Source organism: Pseudomonas sp. Irchel 3A18, assembly GCF_900187465.1.
Classification (GTDB): domain Bacteria; phylum Pseudomonadota; class Gammaproteobacteria; order Pseudomonadales; family Pseudomonadaceae; genus Aquipseudomonas; species Aquipseudomonas cichorii.
This window is the reverse complement of sequence record NZ_FYDI01000012.1, coordinates 102,552-126,189: the sequence shown is the minus strand read 5'-3', so window position 1 is coordinate 126,189 and position 23,638 is coordinate 102,552. Positions and strand designations below refer to the sequence as shown.

The 23,638-nt window shown below is 58.4% G+C and carries 19 protein-coding genes and 1 pseudogene; 8 read left to right on the top strand and 12 right to left on the bottom strand.

All coding sequences use genetic code 11. The features are described 5' to 3' along the window. The first annotated feature begins 28 nt into the window (after positions 1-28). Positions 29-1,672 (top strand): chaperonin GroEL, encoded by a 1,644-nt coding sequence (gene groL, locus CKW23_RS20470; RefSeq protein ID WP_095068210.1) that lies wholly within the window; start codon positions 29-31, stop codon positions 1,670-1,672. A gap of 167 nt (positions 1,673-1,839) precedes the next feature. After that, complete coding sequence (gene uvsE, locus CKW23_RS20465; protein ID WP_095068221.1) at positions 1,840-2,859, top strand: UV DNA damage repair endonuclease UvsE; 1,020 nt, start codon at positions 1,840-1,842, stop codon at positions 2,857-2,859. Here uvsE and CKW23_RS20460 read toward each other — a convergent pair. Next, entirely contained in the window at positions 2,856-3,596 is a 741-nt protein-coding gene (locus CKW23_RS20460; protein ID WP_025261686.1) for a phosphatase PAP2 family protein, read from the bottom strand. The genes uvsE and CKW23_RS20460 overlap by 4 nt on opposite strands. Positions 3,597-3,757: 161 nt before the next feature. Between CKW23_RS20460 and colR the strand changes: the two genes are divergently transcribed. The 5 genes from colR (at position 3,758) to CKW23_RS20435 (ending at position 7,486) form a co-directional block, all read left to right on the top strand. After that, positions 3,758-4,441 carry a two-component system response regulator ColR gene (colR, locus tag CKW23_RS20455; RefSeq protein ID WP_025261685.1) on the top strand — a complete coding sequence of 228 codons (684 nt, stop codon included), beginning with the start codon at positions 3,758-3,760 and terminating at the stop codon, positions 4,439-4,441. Continuing rightward, entirely contained in the window at positions 4,431-5,717 is a 1,287-nt protein-coding gene (locus CKW23_RS20450) for a HAMP domain-containing sensor histidine kinase (protein ID WP_025261684.1), read from the top strand. Before colR ends, CKW23_RS20450 begins: the two co-directional genes overlap by 11 nt. Positions 5,718-5,849: 132 nt before the next feature. Beyond that, positions 5,850-6,530: a class I SAM-dependent methyltransferase gene (locus CKW23_RS20445; RefSeq protein WP_025261683.1), complete on the top strand. Its 681-nt coding sequence runs from the start codon at positions 5,850-5,852 to the stop codon at positions 6,528-6,530. Between the two features lie 6 nt (positions 6,531-6,536). Continuing rightward, the gene (locus tag CKW23_RS20440; protein WP_025261682.1) at positions 6,537-7,259 is read left to right on the top strand and encodes a lipopolysaccharide kinase InaA family protein; all 723 of its coding nucleotides are present in this window, start codon (positions 6,537-6,539) and stop codon (positions 7,257-7,259) included. Continuing rightward, entirely contained in the window at positions 7,259-7,486 is a 228-nt protein-coding gene (locus CKW23_RS20435) for a hypothetical protein (protein WP_025261681.1), read from the top strand. The genes CKW23_RS20440 and CKW23_RS20435 overlap by 1 nt, the downstream gene beginning before the upstream one ends. Before the next feature lie 53 nt (positions 7,487-7,539). Here CKW23_RS20435 and CKW23_RS20430 read toward each other — a convergent pair whose 3' ends face one another. From CKW23_RS20430 to CKW23_RS20380, 11 genes and pseudogenes are all read right to left on the bottom strand, one after another. Continuing rightward, positions 7,540-10,596: a multidrug efflux RND transporter permease subunit gene (locus tag CKW23_RS20430; protein WP_025261680.1), complete on the bottom strand. Its 3,057-nt coding sequence runs from the start codon at positions 10,594-10,596 to the stop codon at positions 7,540-7,542. 14 nt (positions 10,597-10,610) lie between these two features. Further along, a complete protein-coding gene (locus tag CKW23_RS20425; RefSeq protein WP_025261679.1) occupies positions 10,611-11,762 on the bottom strand; it encodes an efflux RND transporter periplasmic adaptor subunit in 1,152 nt (383 codons plus the stop codon). A gap of 130 nt (positions 11,763-11,892) precedes the next feature. Further along, the gene (locus tag CKW23_RS20420; RefSeq protein WP_025261678.1) at positions 11,893-12,990 is read right to left on the bottom strand and encodes a DUF1513 domain-containing protein; all 1,098 of its coding nucleotides are present in this window, start codon (positions 12,988-12,990) and stop codon (positions 11,893-11,895) included. Between the two features lie 17 nt (positions 12,991-13,007). Then, a complete protein-coding gene (locus CKW23_RS20415; protein ID WP_025261677.1) occupies positions 13,008-14,072 on the bottom strand; it encodes an imelysin family protein in 1,065 nt (354 codons plus the stop codon). 32 nt (positions 14,073-14,104) lie between these two features. Then, positions 14,105-15,532, bottom strand: coding sequence for a di-heme oxidoredictase family protein (locus CKW23_RS20410; RefSeq protein WP_025261676.1), 1,428 nt, complete (start codon positions 15,530-15,532; stop codon positions 14,105-14,107). A 165-nt stretch (positions 15,533-15,697) separates the two neighbouring features. After that, positions 15,698-15,814, bottom strand: a pseudogene (locus CKW23_RS20405) (PAAR domain-containing protein); the annotation flags it as partial. Positions 15,815-15,974: 160 nt separating this feature from the next. After that, positions 15,975-17,327 carry an imelysin family protein gene (locus tag CKW23_RS20400; RefSeq protein ID WP_095068209.1) on the bottom strand — a complete coding sequence of 451 codons (1,353 nt, stop codon included), beginning with the start codon at positions 17,325-17,327 and terminating at the stop codon, positions 15,975-15,977. 195 nt (positions 17,328-17,522) lie between these two features. Beyond that, on the bottom strand, positions 17,523-19,571 hold the full coding sequence (locus tag CKW23_RS20395; protein ID WP_025261674.1) for a bifunctional diguanylate cyclase/phosphodiesterase: 2,049 nt from the start codon (positions 19,569-19,571) through the stop codon (positions 17,523-17,525). A 327-nt stretch (positions 19,572-19,898) separates the two neighbouring features. Further along, a complete protein-coding gene (locus CKW23_RS20390; RefSeq protein ID WP_025261673.1) occupies positions 19,899-21,005 on the bottom strand; it encodes a pyridoxal phosphate-dependent aminotransferase in 1,107 nt (368 codons plus the stop codon). A gap of 242 nt (positions 21,006-21,247) precedes the next feature. After that, positions 21,248-21,829: a superoxide dismutase gene (locus CKW23_RS20385; protein ID WP_025261672.1), complete on the bottom strand. Its 582-nt coding sequence runs from the start codon at positions 21,827-21,829 to the stop codon at positions 21,248-21,250. A gap of 203 nt (positions 21,830-22,032) precedes the next feature. After that, positions 22,033-22,635, bottom strand: coding sequence for a LysE/ArgO family amino acid transporter (locus CKW23_RS20380; protein ID WP_025261671.1), 603 nt, complete (start codon positions 22,633-22,635; stop codon positions 22,033-22,035). Between the two features lie 96 nt (positions 22,636-22,731). Here CKW23_RS20380 and CKW23_RS20375 point away from each other — a divergent pair, with 96 nt between their 5' ends. Next, complete coding sequence (locus tag CKW23_RS20375; RefSeq protein ID WP_025261670.1) at positions 22,732-23,631, top strand: LysR family transcriptional regulator ArgP; 900 nt, start codon at positions 22,732-22,734, stop codon at positions 23,629-23,631. Positions 23,632-23,638: the final 7 nt, after the last annotated feature.

Below are 23,638 nucleotides of genomic sequence, written 5' to 3'. Positions count from 1 at the left end.
ACGACAAAGTATTCAAGGAATAAAGATCATGGCTGCTAAAGAAGTTAAATTCGGCGACGCCGGTCGCAAAAAAATGCTCGCTGGTGTGAACGTCCTGGCTGATGCAGTAAAAGCGACCCTGGGTCCAAAAGGCCGTAACGTCATCATCGAGAAGAGCTTCGGTGCTCCTCTGATCACCAAAGACGGTGTTTCGGTTGCCAAGGAAATCGAACTGAAAGACCGTTTTGAAAACATGGGCGCGCAACTGGTCAAAGACGTTGCTTCCCGTGCCAACGACGACGCTGGTGACGGTACTACCACCGCTACCGTTCTGGCTCAGGCTATCGTCAACGAAGGCCTGAAAGCCGTCGCTGCCGGCATGAACCCGATGGACCTCAAGCGCGGTATCGACAAGGCGACCATCGCCATCGTTGCCGAGCTGAAGAAGCTGTCCAAGCCATGCACCGACACCAAGGCTATCGCTCAGGTTGGCACCATCTCCGCCAACTCCGATAACTCCATCGGCGACATCATTGCCGAAGCCATGGAAAAAGTGACCAAAGACGGCGTTATCACCGTTGAAGAAGGTTCGGGTCTGGAAAACGAACTGTCTGTCGTAGAAGGCATGCAGTTCGACCGTGGTTACCTGTCCCCGTACTTCATCAACAAGCCGGACACCATGGTTGCCGAGCTGGACAGCCCGCTGATCCTGCTGGTCGACAAGAAGATCTCCAACATTCGCGAAATGCTGCCGGTTCTGGAAGCAGTCGCAAAAGCTGGCCGTCCTCTGCTGATCGTTGCCGAAGACGTTGAAGGCGAAGCCCTGGCGACTCTGGTTGTGAACAACATGCGCGGTATCGTGAAAGTTGCAGCCGTCAAGGCTCCAGGTTTCGGCGACCGTCGCAAGGCAATGCTGCAGGACATCGCTGTCCTGACTGGTGGTACCGTTATCTCCGAAGAGATCGGCCTGAGCCTGGAAAGCACTACCCTGGAGCACCTGGGTAATGCCAAGCGCGTTGTGCTGAACAAAGAAAACACCACCATCATCGACGGCTCCGGCGTCAAGACCGAAATCGACTCGCGCATCGCTCAGATTCGCCAGCAGATCGGTGACACCAGCTCCGACTACGACAAGGAAAAACTGCAAGAGCGTCTGGCCAAGCTGTCTGGCGGCGTTGCAGTGATCAAGGTCGGTGCCGGTTCCGAAGTCGAAATGAAAGAGAAGAAAGCCCGCGTTGAAGACGCCCTGCACGCTACCCGTGCAGCCGTTGAAGAAGGCGTGGTACCTGGCGGTGGCGTTGCTCTGGTTCGCTCCCTGCAGGCCATCTCCGAACTGAAAGGCGACAACGCCGATCAGAACGTCGGTATCGCTCTGCTGCGTCGCGCTGTAGAAGCGCCACTGCGCCAGATCGTTGCCAACTCCGGTGACGAGCCAAGCGTTGTTGTCGACAAGGTCAAGCAAGGTTCGGGTAACTTCGGTTACAACGCTGCTACCGGCGAATACGGCGACATGATCGACCTGGGCATCCTGGACCCGGCCAAAGTGACTCGCTCTGCTCTGCAGGCAGCGTCCTCCATCGCCAGCTTGATGATCACCACCGAAGCGATGATCGCTGACGTGGCTGAAGACAAGCCAGCGGCTGGCGGCATGCCAGACATGGGCGGCATGGGTGGCATGGGCGGCATGATGTAAGCGAGCCTCACCCCAAGCGACACCACGAAGAACCCTGCCTAGTGCAGGGTTCTTTGTTTTCGGGTTTCTGTCACGCGACTCGATACATCTAAAAAGCCAGTATGGATAGCGAACGCTTTTACCTGCCTGATAGTCTGAGCACCATTCATTCGGATTTCAGGATTGCCATGTCCACTGCCCGGATCGGTTTTGCATGCCAGTATCGCCACCCTCAACGCAATCTGTCGGCTGGTGAGCTGAAAACCATTGAGTCGGCCTTGAACCCGCGCACTACCACGTTGCGCTGGATGGAGAGCGTTTCCACCGAGGTTGCTCACGCCAAGCTGATAGAAATCATCGACCACAACCTCGAAGCCCAGTTGCGCTTGCTGGCTTATGTGGCGACCTTGCCTGACGCCCTGAAAATGTTGCGGCTGAGCAGTGATCTGCTGCCGTTCTACAGCCATCCGAAAGTCTGCGCGTTCTACCGCCAGCCGGACATTCAGTCGATCCTGATTAAAGGCTTTGCTGCCATTGGCGCTGCGGCGCGTGCTGCCGGAATCCGGTTGTCCATGCACCCGGGCCAATATTGTGTGCTGGGGTCCGACAAGCCTGAAGTGGTCGAGAACAGCCTGGCCGAATTCGAGTATCACGCCGACATGATCCGCATGATGGGATACGGGCGGCAGTTCCAGGATTTCAAATGCAACATCCACATTGCAGGTCGACTGGGTGCCGAGGGGATTCGCTCGATCTGGTCGCGTCTGTCGAAAGAAGCGCATAACTGCATCACGTTCGAGAACGACGAAAAGACTTACGGCGTGGACGACTGCATCGGGTTAGCCGATCTGGCGCCAGTGGTTCTGGATGTTCACCATTGCTGGATCCATGAGGATGACTACATATCTGCGCAGTCGCCTCGCGTCGAGCGCATCATCGAAAGCTGGCGTGGCGTGCGCCCGACCATGCATTACTCTCAGCCTCAGGAGCGTCTGCAGGAGCTGGGATTCAGCGCTGAGCAGAAGCTGGAAATGGACTCGCTGATGCAAGTCCTCTCCAAACGTGACCTCTATGGCCACAGCGACATGATGTGGAATCGCTGGACCAACGAATACGTGACCCTTTTTCTTGACCGCTTCGACGTCATGTTCGAGTCCAAGCACAAGAATGTGGCCACGCTGGATTACTACCACCAGTTCATGGTTTAGGGTTTCGCGAGCAGGCTGTGCTCTGTCTGCCCGCTTTTATCCGGTCTGTACAGAATGAAGTAATACGCGCCCAGGCAGATCAGCCAGCAGAACACCGCCGTCCAGACGTTGTGCGAGAAGAAGTGCGCGCCTTGCAGCATGCGGCCGATGGAAAAGATCGATCCCAGGCTCAAAGCCAGGACCAGTCCGGCTTTCGCCAGGCGTGGCTTGCGATCACGGAATATGAAGAACAGAGCGAACAGCGTAAATCCTGTCGCTGCATGACCGCCCGGCCAGCAGCGGCCCGGCTTGTCCGTTTCAGGGCGTGAAGCGAGCAGTTCGCTGTAGGTTTCCTTGCCGCCAAATTCCGTGAGGCTCCAGGGGCATTGCACTGAAGTGATGACCTTTACCGGTGTCACGAAGCCGGTCGAAAGCGCCATGGAAAGCACCAGACAACCCAGCTCTCGGCGCCATGGCATCAAGCGTCCGACCTTGAACGAGGCCGCGAAAATAAGCATTGAGACGACCGCCAGGCCAATGACGACCTGCTTGGCGCGGTCGTGCAGAATGTCTTCGAGAAAATGGCTGTGCCTGCCGATGAAGTCGCCCGCCTGTGGGTCATAAACCAGACGAGCGAGGCTCATGTCCAGGGTGGTCAGTTCCAGCAGCATGAGAACCAGGGCAGTTGCAAAGGGAATGCCCAGATAGATCCAGAGATTGAGCGGGCGAGAGTGTGGAAGGGTTGCGGGTGTCGACATGGCGAATCCAGTTCAATTGCAAAGGCCCCGACGGCTGTAACGGGGGACGCGGCAGTTTCTGCCACATAAAGTGAAAAAAACGTAAAGCCATGTGGTACTGGCCCTGAGGCTGACTTCGCCTTAAGCTGCGCCAGCCCAAATTGCATATGAGAGTGCCTACCATGCGAATTCTTCTGGTCGAAGATAACCGCGACATCCTGGCGAACCTTGCCGATTATCTGGGTATGAAAGGCTATACCGTCGACTGCGCGCAGGATGGCCTCTCTGGATTGCATCTGGCCGCGACCGAGCACTATGACCTGATCGTGCTCGACATCATGCTGCCCGGCATCGATGGCTATACCCTGTGCAAACGCCTGCGCGAAGATGCGCGGCGTGACACCCCTGTGATCATGCTCACTGCGCGGGATCAGCTGGATGACCGCTTGCAGGGCTTCCGCTCCGGTGCCGACGACTACCTGCTCAAACCTTTCGCGCTTTCCGAACTGGCGGCGCGTATCGAAGCGGTGCTGCGCCGTGCCCAGGGAGGAGGGCGGCGCACCCTGCAGGTCGCGGATCTGGTCTATGACCTCGATACGCTGGAAGTGACCCGTGATGGCCGCATGCTCAAGCTCAACCCGGTAGGCCTGAAACTTCTGGCGGTCCTGATGCAGAAGAGCCCTCATGTGCTGCGCCGCGAGGTACTTGAAGAAGCCCTGTGGGGCGACGACTGCCCGGACAGCGACAGCTTGCGCAGCCATGTGCATCAGTTGCGTCAGGTGATCGACAAACCTTTCCCCAAACCGCTGCTGCAAACCGTACATGGTGTCGGCTATCGTCTGGCCGAGGGCAAGGATGGAGTTTAAACAAAGCCTTGCCCAGCGGATCATCATCGCATTTGCCCTGATGAGTGCCCTGGTCGCTGGATCCTTCGCCGTGGGGATCATTTCCACGGTTCACCTGGTTGAGGAAAAACTGATTTCCGCAGGTCTTGGAGGGGATCTCAATCGTCTGATGCTGATGGACAGCGTCAGCGACTGGAGCCATCGCCCCAAGCCGGACCAACTGTTCTACTTCAGCAATGGCCCTGGGGATTTCGACCTGCCCAAGGACCTGCGCCATCTCGAGCCTGGTTTTCATGAGGTGTTTCGCGGTCCCTTGTCCTACCACGCCATGATCGAAGTGGTAGATGGCAGGCATTACGCCTTGCTGCAGGACCAGAGCGACTTTGAAGAGCGCGAGCGTATCCTGTTTGCCGTCGTGCTGGTGGGGTTCGTCATGGCTCTGGCGCTGGCCGTATTTCTGGGCTGGGTGCTGGCCCGTCGCGTCATGGCCCCTGTGGTGCGTCTGGCCCGTCAGGTTCGCCATCGTGACCAGCTATTGGGTCTGGCACCGCCATTGGCTCCCGACTATGCCGCCGACGAAGTCGGTGAGCTGGCCGTGGCTTTCGATGCGACCCTCGGTCGTCTCAGGCAGGCGCTGATACGGGAGCGGATGTTTACCAGCGATGTCAGCCATGAACTGCGCACGCCCTTGATGGTGCTTGCCAGCTCCTGTGAACTGCTGCTGGAAAACCCGGCCCTCGACCAGCGGGCCAGAAGACAGGTGGAGCGTATTGCCAGAGCCTGTGAAGAAATGCGCGACCTGGTGCAGACCTTCCTGATGCTGGCTCGCACCCAGCGCGAAGACCCGGCCATGACGCCACGTGCCACTCTTGGTGCTGTTGCCGAGCAACTGGTCGCCTTGTGGCGTGGACCGATCGAAGGCAAAGGCCTGCAACTGATCTACAACCCGCCAGAAACCGACCAGACCACCGATGTGCGCTACAACGCCACCTTCCTGCATGCGGTGATGGGCAATCTGCTGCGCAATGCGCTGCATTACACCGATCATGGCTTTATTACCCTGACTCTGTTGGCAGACGGTTTCATCGTGGAGGACAGCGGTGTCGGTATCCCCGAAGAAAAACGCGAAGCCATGTTCGAGCCTTTTGTGCGGGGCAATGAACAGCGCGGCGAAGGTCTTGGCCTGGGGCTTTCTCTGGTGCAGCGGATCTGTGCGAATCAGGGTTGGAGTGTGGGGCTTACGCCCATGGAGCCCAATGGCTGCCGGTTCAAGGTGAGCCTGGTGACCAAATCCTGATTGATAAATGCTGGTTGTAATATCTTGAAATGTTCTCTGGCCCCAGAGAACATTTTTTTCACATCGGCATGACTTGATGATGACAGGCTACTCATTAGGCTGGCCCCAACAAGAATCATGAGATGCCTCCCCATGAACAAGCGCATCGAGCTCAAGTTCTCGCGCAAGTACAACAAGGATCATGCACGGGAGTATCTGGAAAAACATCAGCACGGACTGTCACGCAGGCTGTCTCATTATCGCGATGAGCAACTGGCCAGAAAGGCCCTGCATCTGGCGGGAGACCCTGGGCTTGTGCTTGACCTGCCTTGTGGCGCCGGTCGTTTCTGGCCTTTGCTGGCCGAAAAGACCAACCGCTCGATCATCGGGGCCGACAATTCTGCCGACATGCTCAATACCGCTCTGGAGTCTCAGCCTGAGAATGTCGTGAAAAGGGTACAACCTTTGCAGACCTCTGCCTTTGCAATCGATCTGCCCGAAAACGCCGTGGACAGCATCTTCTGCATGCGGCTGCTGCACCATGTTGGGCAGGCCGAGCATAGAATGTCTCTATTGCGGGAGTTTCAGCGTGTCACTCGTGACAGTGTGATTGTTTCCTTGTGGGTTGATGGCAATTTTAAAGCCTGGAAACGCAAGCGCCTTGAGCTGCATCGACAGCGCAAAAGTGGGGCTGAAAGTTACCAGAATCGTTTCGTGTTACCGGTTGAAACTGTCGAAGCCGAGTTTGAGACGGCGGGTTTCCGGATTCAGGAACGCATGGATTTCTTACCGTTTTACGCCATGTGGCGAGTCTATTTACTGCGTAAAAGGTAGTCCGGGATGAATGTTCAGACTTTAGGTAAAGCGATGCGAGTCTCCAAAAAAGAGAGCCGCTTCGGCCACTTCTGGAACCTGCGCGGTGAATGGGTGGAAGAGCCCAATGTTCGTCGTGGTGGTGAAAGCGGTGTTCAGCGGATTTATGCTGGCGAAGGCCCGATGCTTTACAGCAAACGCCAGACAGGCCATACCTACCGCAGTTTGCTGTATCCGTTGGGTCGTCCGACAGTCCTGCGTGAGCGTGATGCAATCGAAGGCCTGCGGCAGGTCAACGTTGGTGTACCTGAAATAGTGTTCTGCGGCGCAGAGCGTGATCAGAACAATGAGTGGCGTGCCTTGCTGGTCACGGCCGCGCTGGACGGTTTCGAGGATCTCGACCAGTGGTATGCCAATGGTGGTCGCGAGCGTTGCGGCGAGTTGCTGCATGAGCGACTGCTCAAGGAAATAGGCACGACCCTGGCCCGGATGCACAGGGCGCGCTGGCAACACAGTTGCCTCTACAGCAAGCATGTATTCGTGCGTGTGAGCGGCGATGGCCAGCAGGCCGAAGTGGAAGTTGCGCTGCTGGACCTGGAAAAAGCCCGCCGTCGTTTCACCGCCCATGGTGCTGCCCAGCATGATATGAAACAGTTTCGACGCCATTCGTCATTCGAGACAGCAGACTGGCAAAAGCTCGTCTATTTTTACCATTCGGTGTTTGGCAGCACTATCAAGGGTTTGGAGTGATGAAACTTGAAATGGCTAGAGGTTTGTTTGTCGTAGGTGCGCTGGCAACGGCAACTGTCGCCGTGGCAGCCTGGGAGCAGCCTTCGACCAAGATTCTCAGTGTCCAGAGCGGTGAAGGGCACTGCCCGTTGCCGCGCGCATTGAAAAGCGTGGCAGCCGTAAAGCCGGATCATGATTTATTGCTATTGATGTACAGCCTGGCCCAGGGGGCCGGTCCAAAAGGTTGAAATGAATTTCAACTCCCCAGAGCCCCTTTACGGGGCTTTCCGCGTTTCAGCCTTTAATTTGCAGGCAGTGAGCGTGCAGCACCAACCGGTTTGTCCTTGGCCGCCAGCACCGTATACACGCAGGGCAGCACGAACAGGGTAAACAGGGTTCCCACCGACATGCCCGTGGCAATCACGACGCCTATATCGAAACGGCTGACGGCTCCTGCGCCTGTCGCGAGTATCAAGGGCACCATGCCGAATACCATGGCTGCCGTGGTCATCAGTACCGGGCGCAGACGAATCGCAGCAGCTTCCTCCACCGCTTCCCGTGCCGACAGTCCTTTATCGTGGCGTAGCTGATTGGCGAACTCGACGATCAGGATGCCGTGCTTGCTGATCAGGCCGATCAGCGTCACCAGCCCGACCTGAGTGTAGATATTCATGCTCGACAGCCCGAGAAACAGCGGGATCAGCGCCCCGCAGATCGACAGCGGCACCGTGACCAGAATCACCAGCGGGTCACGGAAGCTCTCGAACTGGGCTGCCAGCACCAGGAAGATGATCGCCAGTGCCAGGGCAAAGGTTACCCACAGGGCGCTGCCTTCCTGAACGTATTGGCGTGAAGCGCCTGCATAGTCATAAGCGAACCCGACAGGCGCTTCCTCGTTGGCGATCTGGCGAACCGTCTCGATGGCCTCACCCATGCTGACAATGGGAAAACCCTGGATGATTGCAGAGTTGAGCTGCTGGAACTGGTTGAGCTGACGAGGTCTGGCCCGGTCGCTGACCGTGATCAGCGTGGACAGTGCCAGCAGCTTGCCTTCGCTGTTCTTCACGTAATAGTTGTTCAGCCAGCCCGGATTATCCCGATACGCACGTTCGACCTGGGCTATGACCTTGTAACTGCGGCCTTCGATGGTGAAACGGTTGATTTCCGCCTCGGCCAGCAAGGTCGCCAGTGTGCCGCCCAGATCCTGCATGGACACGCCCATCTGGGCAGCCTTGGCCCGGTCGATATCGACGACAACTTCAGGCTTGTCGAACGCCAGATCGATATCCATGAATGCGAACTTTCCGGACTCCACGGCGCGTTTCTTTACCCGCTCGGCGACTTCCAGCAGCGCGGCATAATCGTTCGGGGTGTTGATGACGAACTGGAACGGCAGACCTTCACCGGTCCCCGGCAGCGATGGCAGGTTGAAACCGAAAATCTGCAGGCCCGGAATCTGCGCAAGTCGTGCCTGAACATCCGGCAGGATTTCCATCTGGGTACGGCTGCGCTCGTCCCATGGCTTGAGCAGGAATCCGCCTACGCCGGTCTGCACGCCATTGAAGCCGTTGATCTGGAACGAGGAGTAGTACTCGGGAAACTCCCGGAATATCTCCACGAACTCATCGGTATAGGCGTTGATGTAATCCAGGTTGGTGGGCTGGGGTGAGGTCGCCATCATGAAAATGATGCCCTGATCTTCGTCCGGTGCCAGGTTCGACTGGGTGAACTTGAGCAGCACCGGAATCAGGCACAGTACAATCAAGGCGAATACCAGCACCACCGGGCGAGTGTCGAGGGTGCCGTGCAACAGACGCCGGTAGCGTACTTTCAGACGCTCGAAAAGCTGGTCGAGCCTGTGGGCCAGACCGCTGGCGTTTTCATCGTGGCGCAGCAGCAAGGCACACATCATGGGCGACAGGGTCAGGGCCACAATGCCCGAAATCACGACCGCGCCGGCCAGGGTCAGGGCAAACTCCTTGAACAACGCACCGGTCAGCCCTTCCAGAAAGCCGATGGGTGCATAGACCGCCGCCAGAGTGATGGTCATCGATACCACCGGCATGGCGATTTCCCGGGCGCCTTCGATGGATGCGTCGAACGGCGTCTTGCCTTCTTCGATATGGCGATGAATGTTTTCCACCACCACAATCGCATCGTCCACCACCAGCCCGATGGCCAGCACCATTGCCAGCAAGGTCAGCAGGTTGATCGAGTAGCCCATCAGTTGCATGAAGAACAGCACGCCGATCATCGACAGCGGAATGGTGATAACCGGAATCAGTACCGAACGCAGTGCGCCCAGGAACAGGAACACAATCACCACGACGATCAGGACAGCTTCGATCAGGGTTTTCACGACTTCGTGAATCGAGGCCTGGATGAACAGCGTCGCGTCATAGGCGATGGACACCTTCAGGCTGGGCGGTAACTGGCTTTCCAGCTCCGGCATGATGCGTCGCACTTCCTTGATCACATCCAGCGGGTTGGAGCTTGGTGTGCCTTTGATGCCGATATAGACCGAAGGTATGCCATCGAACGAACTGACGGCGTTGTAGCTCTCTGCACCCATTTCCACCCGCGCCACATCCCCTAGCAGCACCCGGCTGTCGCCATCGGTCTTCAGTGGAATTGCGGCAAAGGCTTCGGCGGACTTGAGGTCGGTGGTGGCGTTGATGCTGGTGACCACGTATTCGCCCTTGACCTCACCGGCTGCCGACAGGAAGTTATAGCGGCGCACAGCATTGGTGACATCGGCTGCGGTCAGGCCGAATCCGGCCAGTTTTACCGGGTCAAGCCACAGGCGCATGGCGAAGACCTGATTGCCGAGGATTTCCGCTTCGGCCATGCCGGGCAAGGTGGCCAGCTTGGGCTGAATGACCCGTGACAGGTAATCGGTGATCTGCGGGTTGCTCAGTTCCGAGCTGTAGAAGCTGATGTACATCAGCGCCGAGGCGTTGGCGGCTTCCTTGCTCAATACCGGGTCTTCTGCATCCTGGGGCAGCTTGTTCTTGACCTCATTGGCCTTGGCCAGCAACTCGGTGAACAGGCGATCGCTGTCGGCGCCGATACGGGCATAGATCGTGATCACCGAAAAATTCTGGCGGCTGACCGAGGTCATGTAATCGATGCCTTCGGCGCTGGCCAGGCTCTGTTGCAGCGGCTGGGTAATGTAGCCCTGAATGGTTTCGGCATTGGCGCCGGGATACGCCGTGGTCACGGTGATCATGGCGTTTTCCATCTGCGGATACTGGCGGATGGTCAGCTTGCTGAACGCCTGGAAACCCAGCAGCACGATCAGCAGGCTGACCACAGTCGCCAGTACCGGGCGACGAATGAACGGATCTGTAAATGCCATGAGAAATTCCTTGATCAGTCAGCGCGTGGCTGGCTGTTCGGATCGGCCGACAAGGTCTTGTCGGCGCTGATGGCCACATGGGTTCCGTTATCGAGCTTGAGCTGTCCGCCACTGACAACCTGCTCGCCCGCCTTGAGCCCCTTGGTGATGATGACCTTCCCGGCACGGCGCTCACCGGTTTCGACGAAATGCCGTTCCACCGCCAGTTGTTGCTGGCCTTTGGCGTCTTTTTCCGGCTCGCCCTTGTCGTCTTTCTTCGGCACGACGACAAATACCGAGTTGCCATAAAGGGTGTAGGTAATCGCACTTTCCGGCACCACGATCTGGCTTGGGGCGCTGGGCAGCACAACCTGCAGATTGGCGAACATCCCGGGCAGCAGTCTGCTTTCAGGGTTGGGCAGGGTGGCGCGAATCAGCACGTTGCGGGTGGTGTCATCGACCTTGGGGTTGATGGCGCTGACCCGAGCTTCAAATGACTGGTCCGGATAGGCCGCGACACTGAGCCGGACAATCTGGTCGATGGCGATCTTAGGTAGCGCCTGCTCCGGCACGTAGAAGTCGACATAAAGACTGCTCAGGTCCTGCAGGGTGGCGATGACCGTTCCGCTGGCCAGATAGTCGCCCACATCCACCTGACGAATGCCGATGGTGCCGCTGAACGGCGCGAGGATCTGCTTCTTGGCCAGAGAGGCCTTGAGCTGGGCGACGGTCGCGCCGGCTTTTTTCAGTTGGGCGGCGAGCTTGTCGAAGTCCCCTCTGGAAATCGCCTGATCACCCACCAGCCTGCTGCCGCGACCGTGTTCAACCTGCGCCAGCCCCAAGTCTGCTTCGGCAGTGCCCAGCAGGCCCTTTTCGACATCGCTGTCCAGTTGCAGCAAGGGCTGACCCACCCTGACCTTTTGTCCTGACTCGAATTGCACGGCCTTTACCGTGCCGGCGATTTCCAGGCTCAGGTCGACGCCCTGCAAGGCCTTGAGGGTGCCGATGGCGGGTAGAAGGTTTTGCCACGGTTGTTCGCTGGCAGTGGCCACAGCCACGCTGACCGGTGGTTTTGGGGCGCTGAATTGCTGAATCTGCCGATAAATGGAGAGGGCCTTGTAGCCCGCGAGCAAAAGCACTACAAGCAGAACAAAGCCCAGCATGATCAGCATGCGCCGACGCACCATACTGCACTTCCTTTGGAGATATTTAACCTGAGAAGCAGGCTAGCTCCAGCGCCGGATATTGCAAACCGGCAGGGTGTAGGACATTTCTTTATTTATGGCTGTATGACCGGATTAGTGATGGGCGTACACATCACACCAGATGCAAGTGGTTATCCCAGAGCCCGGACGGCAGATCCAGAGGTTTAGCCACCAGTTCGGGCTGGCGGCAGTCGTAGAAGCGGCAGCGGCCCTGACCCGAGGTCACGACAAAACCGTCGGCAACCGCACCCACGCCTGCACAGTCGGGCAGAGGCGCGTCGAGTTTTACTGCACCGCTGTCCAGGTCCCAGATAAAGAACCGGTTGCCACGCGGGGCGGTCAGTGCAACCAGTCGCAGGTCGCTGTGCACCGCGACGCTGGCGGTGTAGTGACCCATCGCCCGCAATTGCTCTTCGGCCACGGGAAAGGCCTGGAAGGGCTGGCCTGGACGTTTTATCGCCAACAGTTCGGAGGACTCATGAGCATCGCCCATGAACTGCTGCCCGGAGACAATGGTGCCGTCGCTGGCAATGCCCATGTGGCGCACGCTGTTCATCTGTTGCCTGAGGGTTTCCTTGCTCAGCAGTGTGCCGTCGCGTTGCATCAGTACCAGGCTGGGCTCCATGGCATGCAGGTTCATCTCGACCCGGCTTTCTGCCTCGGTGCGAATGCCGCCATTGGCGACCACCAGGGTTTCGCCGTCCGGCATCCACGACACCTGATGTGGGCCGATACCATGAGTGGAAATCTCTGCCGAATGCACCAGTCGCTCATCGACAAAACGATAAACCCCCAGCAGGCCGCGACCCGGATCGGTGGTGTCGTTTTCCGTGGCGTACAGCCATTCGCCATCGCCATGAATCACGGCATGGCCGTAGAAGTGCCGGTTGGGCTGTGACGTGATGGTTTGCAGCAGGCGGCCATCGCGCAGGTCGATCAGGTAGCTTTCAGTGCCGGGCCTGCGGGCGATGAAGACCGCCAGCGGCAAGGATGGGTGATGGATGATGTCATGGCAACGCTGGGCGACCTGAGTTGCGAACACCTGCGTGCCGTCGAGCCGGTAACCTACTGCGTAATGCCTTGCGTCGCCATCGTCGCGAGCGGAAAGCAGCAGCGGGCTTTTGCCTTTTTGCCGAAACAGCGTCCAGCCGCCCAGCGTACAAGCGCTGAGCAACAGGCTGCCAAGTGCCAGAGCCTGGCGTCGCAACATCATCTACACCCTCTCGATCAATCGCCGTCGTTGGCGTTGAAGCCCAACTGAATACCCAAGGCCTTGGCCAGTTCGCCTTCATGCAGACGGTGAACCACGTTCAGGCTGTCGTAAAACCCATTGAGCTGCTGACGACCGGCTTCGCTGGCCAGCAAATCGGCCAGTGGCGGCTTGAGTTCCGACAGCAGTTTGCGGCTGGCAGCGTAGGCTGCGTCGATCTTGTCGGCCAGCGGTTTCTGCTCGGCGGGCAGCAGACCTCGCAGGCCCTTGTTATCCACGCCGGCCCAGACGGTCTGAGCGCTGATCAGGCTGGCTTCCAGGCTGCTGAGCGAGGACTTGCTGCGCCACGAATCTGCCTGGAACGGTTGCGGCTGGCCTTTGGTCTGGCGACCCAATGGCGTGCCCAGCTTTTTCTTCAAGCTGTCCAGTGCCGTGACCTGCACGCGCAGCACTTCGGCGATCGCTTCGTGGGAGTCGGCGTAGCGCGGGTTCGGGAACTTGCTCAGTTGCGCGAGCATGCCGTCGTTGCTGTTCCAGCGGCTGAGGATTTCCTCGGCCAGAATCTTCTGGCGCTCACCGATGGCCATCAGTAACGGGCAGTAGCGGGCTTTCTGTTCGGCGTTGGCCATGTCGATCTCGGCATCGAACAGAATGTATTCATACGCCGACAAGCCTTGAACCACGACGCTGGCCTTGGACAAGTCTTCGGCATTGATCTGTGGTTGTGCGTTGACCAGTTGCTCGACCTGACGTCCGACCAGATTCTTCTTGTCCGGCCAGAACTGCACCTGCCAGGCTCGGTTGCCTTCGGCCAGCGGCCCGATCAGCAAGGGCTGCAGCTCGGCCCAGGTTTTCTGTGCTTTCAGGAAGTCGGCGCGTGCGCTTTCCAGATCGGTCTTGCCCTGACAGAAAGCAATTGCACTGCTTGCCAGTTGGCGATCAGCTTCGACCCAGCGGCTGTAGGTCGGCAGGATCACCTGTTTGGCGATGGCGGCAGAGGTGATGGCTTGCGGGTCCGATGGTGCACAGGCGCCCAGAGCCAGGGCCGCGAGGCTGGTGAACAACAACTTGGGTCGGAACATGTGTCCGGCTCCTTCTTTTTAAAGGGGAATGCTTATAACGAATTCAGGAACGCCAACAGCGCCGCACGCTGGTCGGCGTCGAAGGCCAGGACCTGTCGTTGTGCTGCCTGGGCTTCGCCGCCGTGCCACAGTATCGCCTCCATCACGTTGCGAGCGCGACCATCATGTAGAAATTGTGTGTGCCCGCTGACGGTAGCGGTCAGGCCCAGGCCCCAGAGCGGCGGTGTACGCCATTCGCGGCCGGTGGCCTGGAACTCGGTCCGGTTGTCGGCCAGACCTTCGCCCATATCGTGGAGCAACAGGTCGCTGTAGGGACGAATCACCTGATTGGCCAGCTCCGGTTCTGCGGCATCGGCGCGGGTGGTGAATTGCGGTGTGTGGCATTGCTGGCAGCCTGCCTTGAAGAACAGGTTCTTGCCCGCCAGCACTTGCGGGTCGTCCACGCTACGACGTGCCGGAACAGCCAGGTTGCGGGTATAGAACTCTACCAGTCGCAGAATGTTGTCGCTCACCTCGGGTTCGCCGTTGGGGCCATTGCCGTTCGGTGCGTTGCGGCAATCCGCTTGCGCCGGGGTGCAGTCGTCGACGGTTTTCAGGCTGGTGGTCAGGCCCATATCGCCCGAAAAGGCGTGGACATTCTGTTGATTGAGTGTGGGTTGCCCGGCTTTCCAGCCGAAACGTCCCATGACGACCTTTTGCTGCACATCGTCCCAGACCCAGTTGGTGCGGCCGGAAATACCGTCGTCATTCTTGTCGTCAGGGTCGGCATTGGCCAGGATCGCTGCTTCGGGAATCGCCTCAAGCAGACCCAGACCGATCATGGGCGGAGCAATGCGCGCCGAAGCGTGGGTGTCGGGGTGCATGGGGCCATAGCCCAGTTGCGTGATACGCAAGGTCGGCTGGCGCAACTCGACAGTCATACCATCGCGAAAGCGGATGGTCAGAGGATCGTACTCGACCCGCACCTTGCCTTCTGGCGCGACACCAGGGGTCGACATGTCCTGTAGCTGTCCGCCATAACTCGGCTCGGGCACCACACCGTTGCGCTTGATGACCTCCGCATACGCCGGGCTGTTTGGAATCGAAAGCCTTACCAGCATCGACACGGCATTGGTGTCGCCGGGCTCTGGCGGATGGCCGCGACCGTCCTTGATATGGCAGTTCTGGCAGGCATTGGTATTGAATAACGGACCCAGCCCGTCACGGGCAGTGGTGGTCGAGGGCGCGATGACCCAGGGATTGCGGAAGAAACTGTTGCCGACACTGAAGTCCAGCCTGCGCACCGGCGAGAGATTGGCCGATGGCAGGGAGAAGGCGTTCTGATCGCTTTTCTTTACCGTAGCAGCACCTCCAGACAGAGCTTCCCCCGGTTCGGCCTGAGTGAACTGCGGCGCGTCATCGCACGCGGTCAGGACCAGAACCGATAAAAAAACGAGGGACAGGCGCAGCGGCATACTCATACGAATTCTGCAACGAGCTGAAAATCAGGGCGAGCAAGCTTATCAGCCTGATGGGTCTGAAATAGGAAAAGTTACCGTTTACTCGGGCTGAGGCAACGTATTGTTACTAAATCGGTGACGCCGGAAATCTGAATACCATCAACGGTGGCGACAAACTCTCTCAGGGGCGGCGGCTAATCCATCAAAGAAAACGTCGGGAGAACCGGAAACGATCGGATTTATAGCGTGCCCTGGGGAAGGGCAGGCAGTCGGTGCAGTTACACGAGCTGCAGGTTTTGCCATATCAGATTCCGTCCTGATTGAGCGTGTCGGTAGTCGTAAGGCTCGTTCTGCAAGGTCTGTTTAATGCGTCCGGCGAGACTGCGTTCTTGAAAAAAATGCCAGTCAGCAGACCTGACTGGCATTCGGTATTGCAGGCCTGAAGCCTCGGTTACATCACTGATCAGAACTCGTGATCGGCGTTGTCCGGGTTCAGGTCGGTGATGCCCAGCTTGCCTGCGGCTTGCTCGATGGCGCCGGTCTGTTTGACCAGGGCTCCAATGGCGTCACGCACCACTTGATTGCCAGCAGTGTTGCCCGCTGCGATCAACTGGTCGAAGTGCTCGCCCTTGTTGGCGTGGTCAACGATCACTTGCAACTTGGCCTGGGTGTCGTCCAGGTCGGCGCGCAGGATGGCGTCGGTGGCCGGGTCAACCTTGGCGACCAGGGACGAGATACTCGGACCGGTGATCTTGCTGCCGTCGGTGCGGGTGTATTCGCCCAGGTAGACGTTGCGGATGCCTTTGCCGTTGTAGAAGTGCGAGTTGTGCGTGTTGTCGCTGAAGCAGTCGTGCTCGTCTTCGCTGGAGTTGGCTTCCAGTGCCACTTTCATGCGCTCGCCGGCCAGTTCGCCCAGGGACAGGCTGCCCATGCCGAACAGCATTTTGCGCAGGCCGCTTTCGCCGGTTTCTGCTTCCAGGGACGCGCGATAGTTGTCGGCTACACCGGGTTTCCAGTTGAGCGACATTTCTTCCAGGTCGGTGACCAGCAGTTCGGTCACGGCCTTGAGGTAGGCACGGCGACGGTCGTTGTGGCCGCCGGTTGCACCGGCACCTTCCAGGTAGTCGCTGGCAGGACGTGCGCCGGCGCCAGGGCCGGTGCCGTTCAGGTCCTGGCCCCACAGCAGGAATTCGATGGCGTGGTAGCCGGTGGCGACGTTGGCCTCGGAACCGCCCAGCTCATTGAGGCTGGCGAGTTTCTCGGCGGTGATGTCCTTGACGTCTACCTTGTCTTCGCCGACCTGGATTTCAGTGTTGGCAATGATGTTGGCGGTCGCGCCCGGGTTGCCCAGCGCGTGCTGGTAATCCTTGGCCACGTAGTCGATCAGGCCTTCGTCCAGGGGCCAGGCGTTAACCTGACCTTCCCAGTCGTCGATGATGGTATTGCCGAAGCGGAAGACTTCGCTCTGCATGTAAGGCACGCGGGCGGCAACCCAGGCATCACGAGCAGCCTTGAGGGTCTGGTCGTTCGGTGCGGCAAGGAAAGCATCGACAGCGGTCTGCAGCTTCTTGGCGCCGGTTTCGGCATCGCTGAACACGGCGAAGACAATGTTGGTGTAATTGGCGACCACGGCCTTGGCAGCGGCGTCATCGGTCTGGGTTGCAGCTGATGAAGCAGGTGCGGCAGGCGCTGCTGCCGGAGTCACAGGAGCTGCAGCAGGGGCGGGAGCGGCTGCCTTGTCCTTGCCTTCACCGCAACCGGCGAGGGAGATAGCTATGGCCAGCAGACTAGCTGTTGCCAGAGGCATACGAATCATGACGAATTCCTGCGTCTAGGGGATTTATGGCGCCGGGCGCCCAGAAAAACTGCGACATAATGCGAAAGATTTGCATTCGGTGTAAAGGCATAACGCCCTTAAAGTCGTGAACGAGCATTCGACGACATGTAACTGTCGGTTTCAAGACAACCCGAAACTGGCCGTAGGAGCGCATTCATTCGCGAATGAATTCGCTCACGCCTCTACCTGGCTGCGCTGCGCCTGTTTCAGGTACGGCAGGATGTCACGGCCGGGCAGGGGTTTGCTGTACAGGTAGCCCTGACCTTCATGACAGCCTTCGGAGATGATGTAGGCTTCCTGTTCGCTGGTTTCCACGCCTTCGGCAATGACCTGCATGCCGAGGCTTTTACCCAACTGGATAATGGCGCGCACGATGGTCGCATCGTCATCGTCGTCGAGCAGGTCCTGCACGAAGCTCTTGTCGATCTTGATCTTGTCCAGCGGCAGGCTCTTGAGATAACTCAGTGACGAATAGCCGGTACCGAAGTCGTCGATGGCGATCAGCGCACCTGAGCGGCGCAGGCTGAGCAAGTGCTGGGCGGCGGTGTCGATGTCTTCCATCAGGCCGGTTTCGGTGACTTCCAGCTCCAGGCTGCGAGGTGGCAGGCGGTAGATCTGCAACAGGTTGTTGACCACGCGGGGCAGTTCCGAGTGGTGAAGTTGCACAGTGGACAGGTTGACCGCCATACGCAGTTCGGTGAAGCCCTGATCGTGCCACTCCCGCAACTGGCGACAGGCCTGATCGAGCACCCACTCACCGATGGCGATGATGGTGCCGTTCTGCTCTGCCAGCGGAATGAAGACATCGGGCGGCACCAGACCGTGCTCCGGGTGTTGCCAGCGGATCAACGCCTCGACGCCCATCACCCGATGGTCGCGATAGCTGATCTGTGGCTGATAGACCAGATATAGCTGGCCTCGGGGCAGGGCTTCGCGCAGGTCTTTTTCCAGCTCGCGACGGCGGCGCATTTCGCTGTCGACACTGGCGATATAGAACTGATAGCGGTTGCGCGAGCGTGTCTTGGCCAGGGTCATGGTCTGTTCGGCTTTCTGCAGCAGCTTCTCGGTGCTGTCGCCGTCTTCCGGGAACAAAGTGATGCCGATGGTTGCGCGCAGGCGGATTTCATGAAGATCCAGGGCGAACGGCGCCTCAAGGTCATCCAGAATATTCTGCGCCAGCTCTGCGGCTTCATAAGGCTGCTCGATATCGGCCTGAACCAGAGCGAACTGGTCGCCACCCAGGCGTGCCAGAGCACCCAGTCGCCCGCTATGAGCGCGCAGCCGGTCTGCCAGGGCCAGAAGCAACTGGTCGCCGGTCTGATAACTGAACTGCTCGTTGATGCCTTTGAAATCATCCAGGCCGACACACAACACCGCGACACGACGCTGCAGGCGTCCGGCGTCCACCAGAATCTTGTCCAGTTGTGTCTGTAATTGCAGGCGATTGGGCAGGCCGGTCAGGAAGTCGTATTGGGCCATGCGCTGCAGGCTGTTTTCCGCTTCGTGGCGAAGGTGGGTATTGCGCTCGATGGAGGCCAGCAACTGGTTGGCGGTATTGACCCAGATACCCAACTCATTCTTTTCATGGCCCTTGAGCAGCGGCAGCAGGTGTTCGCTTGGGCGGTCCGGGTTGATGCTGGTCAGGTGTTCGATGATTCGGGACAGCGGCTTGGTCAGCAGCCAGTGATAGACCAGATACAACACCAGACCCATGGCCAGGGCACGTAATACCCCTGACACGAAAATGATCACCGCATTGATGATAAAGCTCTCGCCATAGTTGGCGGTATCCAGCGTGATGCGCAGATCACCGTAGTATTCGCTGTAGGGGCTGCGGCCGACCAGTTGGGTCGTGAAGCTGCGCTCCTGGCCAAGAATGATGTCTGTGAGCCAGCGAATGGGAGAATCTTTCAGAGGGCGCGCTTTTTCTGCGAGCAACGTTTCGTTCGGGTGCCCGATGGAGGCCATGCGAACGGAGTCATCCTGGAACAGACCTTCGATGACCTGCATGCCCATTTCCCGGTCCAGGCTGTACACCGCCTGGGTCGACGGGTCACGGAACATGTCCAGAATACGTTCGGCATCACTGGCCACGTTCTGGTGGGTCTTGTAGGCATCGTAGACAATTTGTGCGCAACTCAAGACAACGCCCACGAGCAGCGCTGAAAGCAGTACTACGCGCAACAACTTAACCGACAAGCTGTGTTTGAGTTCCAGCTTCAAATGGTCATTCCTTAATTCGTGCCGGGAGCGTGCAACCCTGCACCCATCGAAAAACCAGCTGTGTCAGCCCTGTGACGAGCGTGTACTCATCAGGCCGATTTCTGCTTCCTTTGTCCTGCCTGCGCGTAGCGTTGGATCCAGGCAACTCTACTGTGTCGGGCGAGTATGCATGGAACTTGAGTATGACTCTGTAAATACAAGAAGTAATATTAGTATGCTATTGCCTTCTGGCAACATGTAAACCAGCCGTGTCAGGTTGAGGCTGGATGCCCCCGCTGGCACGAAGCGGGGGAAGAAAGCCGACCCAGAGCGCTGGGTCCGGAAAACTCAGGCCAATTGTTGTACGACTTCGAGGAATGCTTGGCGAAATGCCTGCATTTCTGCCTCTGTACCAATGCTGACTCGCACCCAGGTCGGCCAGACATCCCATTTCCTGCCAATCAGAATATTGCGTTTGGCCAATCCCTTGATGACCCTCTCAGCCTCATGGCCGGTATCTATCATGAAGCAATTGGCCTGGGAAGGCGTGCAGGTGAATCCATGGCTTGCGAGAAAGGCACGGGTTTCTTCGCGTACGCGGGTATTGAGCTGCTTGCGCTGCCTTACCAAGTCAGGGTCTTCAAGACTGGCCATGCCGCCCATGGCCGCAGGCAGCGGGACGAAATTGTTGCCGCCCCACACTTCTATTTTCTCCAGCAGTTCGGGATGTCCTACCGCCAGACCCAGCCTGGCTCCCGCCATGCCATAGAGCTTGGAGAAGGTGCGCAGGACCAGAACATCCTTGCGCCTGGCTGCCAGCGAAACAAGGCTGGCGGCATCCGAGAAGTGAATGTACGCCTCATCGATCAGCACCACTGAACCTTCGGGTTTGGTGAGTATGGCTTTTTCTATCTGCTGCTGGGGTGTCACGGTCCCGGTGGGATTGTTGGGGTTACAGATGTAAATCAGGCCGGGTGTCTTGTCGACTTTCAACATGGCCTCAAGATCATGTGCCCCGTCAGGTAGCAGGGGGACTTCATGAAAGGCGACGTGCTGGCTGTTAGCCGCTTCGATGGGCGCATCATAGGAAGGTGTAGCGAGAGTAAGGCTGCGGTGCTCATCGGTAAAGGCCGCAATGGCGTACTGCAAGGGTTCACGCGAGCCGCTGTAGGCATGCACGTAATCACTGGGTATCTGATTCTGTCTGGCAAACAGCTCGATCAGTTTCAATTGCGCGCCGTAGTGATAGCGTCCTGTCGAGGCTGCACCAGCCTGCATTTTTTCAAGTGCCAGGGGAGAAGGGCCTAGATGGCTTTCATTGAAGTTGAGATGAATCCTGTCATTGCCGGCAGGATGCTTGGTTGCGGGAGCGGCTGAGCTGATTCGCGGGAGTGCCAGGCTTGTGCAGGCCAGGGCAGAGAGGGTAACGAAAGAACGACGACTGACCGATGACATGGAGTAAGTCCCTTGTTGGTTGCGAACGTCTGCACTCGTAATAGCGTATTGATGGTACGCAGGCCTTGAGTGGCGGGGTCTTCGTTGATGAAAACGATAGCAAGCGAAGGATATTTACCGGCGGGATTCGGGAGGGCGGACAAGGTCGGTCTGGAGGGCGCAGTATTTCTTTTTAAATCAAAGGACTGAATGGCACACAATAAAAAACCCGGCATGGCCGGGTTTTTTGTAAACAGCAGGAATCAGGCAGCGTATTGCTTGGCCACGAAGTCCCAGTTCACCAGGTTCCAGAACGCTTCGACGTACTTCGGACGCAGGTTGCGGTAGTCGATGTAGTAAGCGTGTTCCCAGACGTCGCAGGTCAGCAGCGGGGTGTCGCCGCTGGTCAGCGGGTTGCCTGCACCGATGGTGCTGGCCAGAGCCAGGGAACCGTCAGCTTTCTTCACCAGCCAGCCCCAACCGGAACCGAAAGTGCCGATGGCGGTTTTGCTGAACTCTTCCTTGAATTTCTCGAAGGAGCCGAATGCAGCGGTGATGGCATCGGCCAGAGCGCCGGTTGGCTCGCCGCCGCCATTTGGCGACAGGCATTCCCAGTAGAACGTGTGGTTCCAGACCTGAGCGGCGTTGTTGAAGATGCCGCCCGAAGAAGTCTTGATGATTTCTTCCAGAGTCTTGCCTTCAAACTCGGTGCCTGGCACCAGGTTGTTCAGGTTCACGACATAGGTGTTGTGGTGCTTGTCGTGGTGATATTCCAGCGTCTCAGCAGTAAGGTGCGGCACCAGAGCGTCTTTTGCGTAGGGCAGAGGTGGCAATTCAAAAGCCATGGTTCATCTCCTTATCAGGTCGATTGCGGTAATCGCAAGGCCGATCACGGGCGGCCGTATACAGCATGCACCGGGAGTTTTTACTCTTTTGCGGCGCAGACCCCGGATCATAGCACCGGGCCTTCGGCTTAACCACGCAACAAGTGTGTGGGATAAAGGTTCCAGAGCCGTTGTATCCATTTATCACTAAAAGGAAAAGCCTTTCAGTCAGCCCTGATCAATTGTGCCGCCACACTGAACATCATCACTGCCACCATCAGATCGAGCAGCCTCCACGTAGCCGGGCGTGCCAGCCATGGGGCAAGCCAGGCCGCGCCGATGGCGAGGGTCGAGAACCACAGAAACGAAGCGCTGGCGGCACCGGCGACATAGGCGCCTGGCGCACTTTGCTGCGCACCCAGCGAGCCGATCAGCAGGACCGTATCGAGATACACGTGCGGATTGAGCAGCGTGACTGCCAGAGCGCTGAGCAGCACTGCACGACGCGATCTTTGGCCAGCGGTCGCACTTTGCTCAAGGCTCTGGCGCGAACAGGCGCGACGCAAGGCCTGCACGCCGTACCAGGTCAGGAAGATCACGCCGCCCCAGCGTGCGATCGCCAGCAAGGTCGGGTTCTGCACCAGGACATTCGCCAGACCGAAAACCCCTACAGCGACGAGAATCGCATCGCAGAGGATACACAGCATCGCCACCGGCACGTGGTGTTCGCGTCTCAGTCCCTGTGCCAGGACAAAAGCATTCTGTGCACCGATGGCCATGATCAGGCCGCCCGCGACCAACAGGCCGTTGAAGTAACTTTGCCACATGAAATGAATTCCGCAATGCCGAGGAGAGGTAGCGATTGTCTGGCCTCTGGGTGTATAAGAAAAACAAATATTCCTGATTCCTCATTAGGAAAACTGATGTTCGATTACAAGTTACTGTCAGCCCTGGCGGCTGTCATTGAGCAGGCAGGTTTTGAACGTGCCGCTCAGGTATTGGGGTTGTCCCAGTCGGCCGTCTCGCAACGCATCAAGCTGCTTGAAGCGCGCATTGGCCAGCCGGTGCTGGTACGGGCCACGCCACCCACGCCTACCGATATCGGCAGACGCCTGCTCAACCACGTGCAGCAGGTGCGTCTGCTGGAACGTGACCTGCAAGGCCTGGTGCCTGCGCTGGACGAAAATGGCCTGCCTGAACGGCTGCGCATCGCGATCAATGCCGACAGTCTGGCAACCTGGTGGGCGCCGACAGTGGGTGCCTTCTGTGCCGAGCAACGTCTGTTGCTGGATCTGGTGGTCGAGGATCAGGACGTCGGCCTCAAACGCATGCGCGCTGGTGAAGTGGCCGCCTGCCTGTGTGGCAGCGAGCGACCGGTGGCCGGCGCTCGCAGCCAGTTGCTGGGTGCCATGCGCTATCGTGCGCTGGCCAGCCCGGCGTTCATCGAACGGTATTTCGCCGAAGGCGTCAGCCCTGAAAAGCTGATGCGTTCAGCGGCTCTGGTGTTTGGCCCCGATGACTTTTTACAGCACCGCTACCTTGCCCTGCTTGGGTGCGAGGGCGGTTTCGAGCATCATCTGTGCCCTTCGTCCGAAGGGTTTGTGCGGATGATAGAGGCGGGTGTCGGCTGGGGGCTGGTGCCCGAGTTACAGGTGCAGACGCAATTGCAGCAAGGCTCGTTGCGCGAACTGGTGCCTGAACGCTACATCGATGTGCCCTTGTATTGGCACCACTGGCGCAACGGCGGGCAATTGCTGACGCGCCTCACTGAGAATCTGGTGCAGCAGGCGAGCAAGTGGCTGGTGCCCCTGAACGACAAGTGAGCGTCAG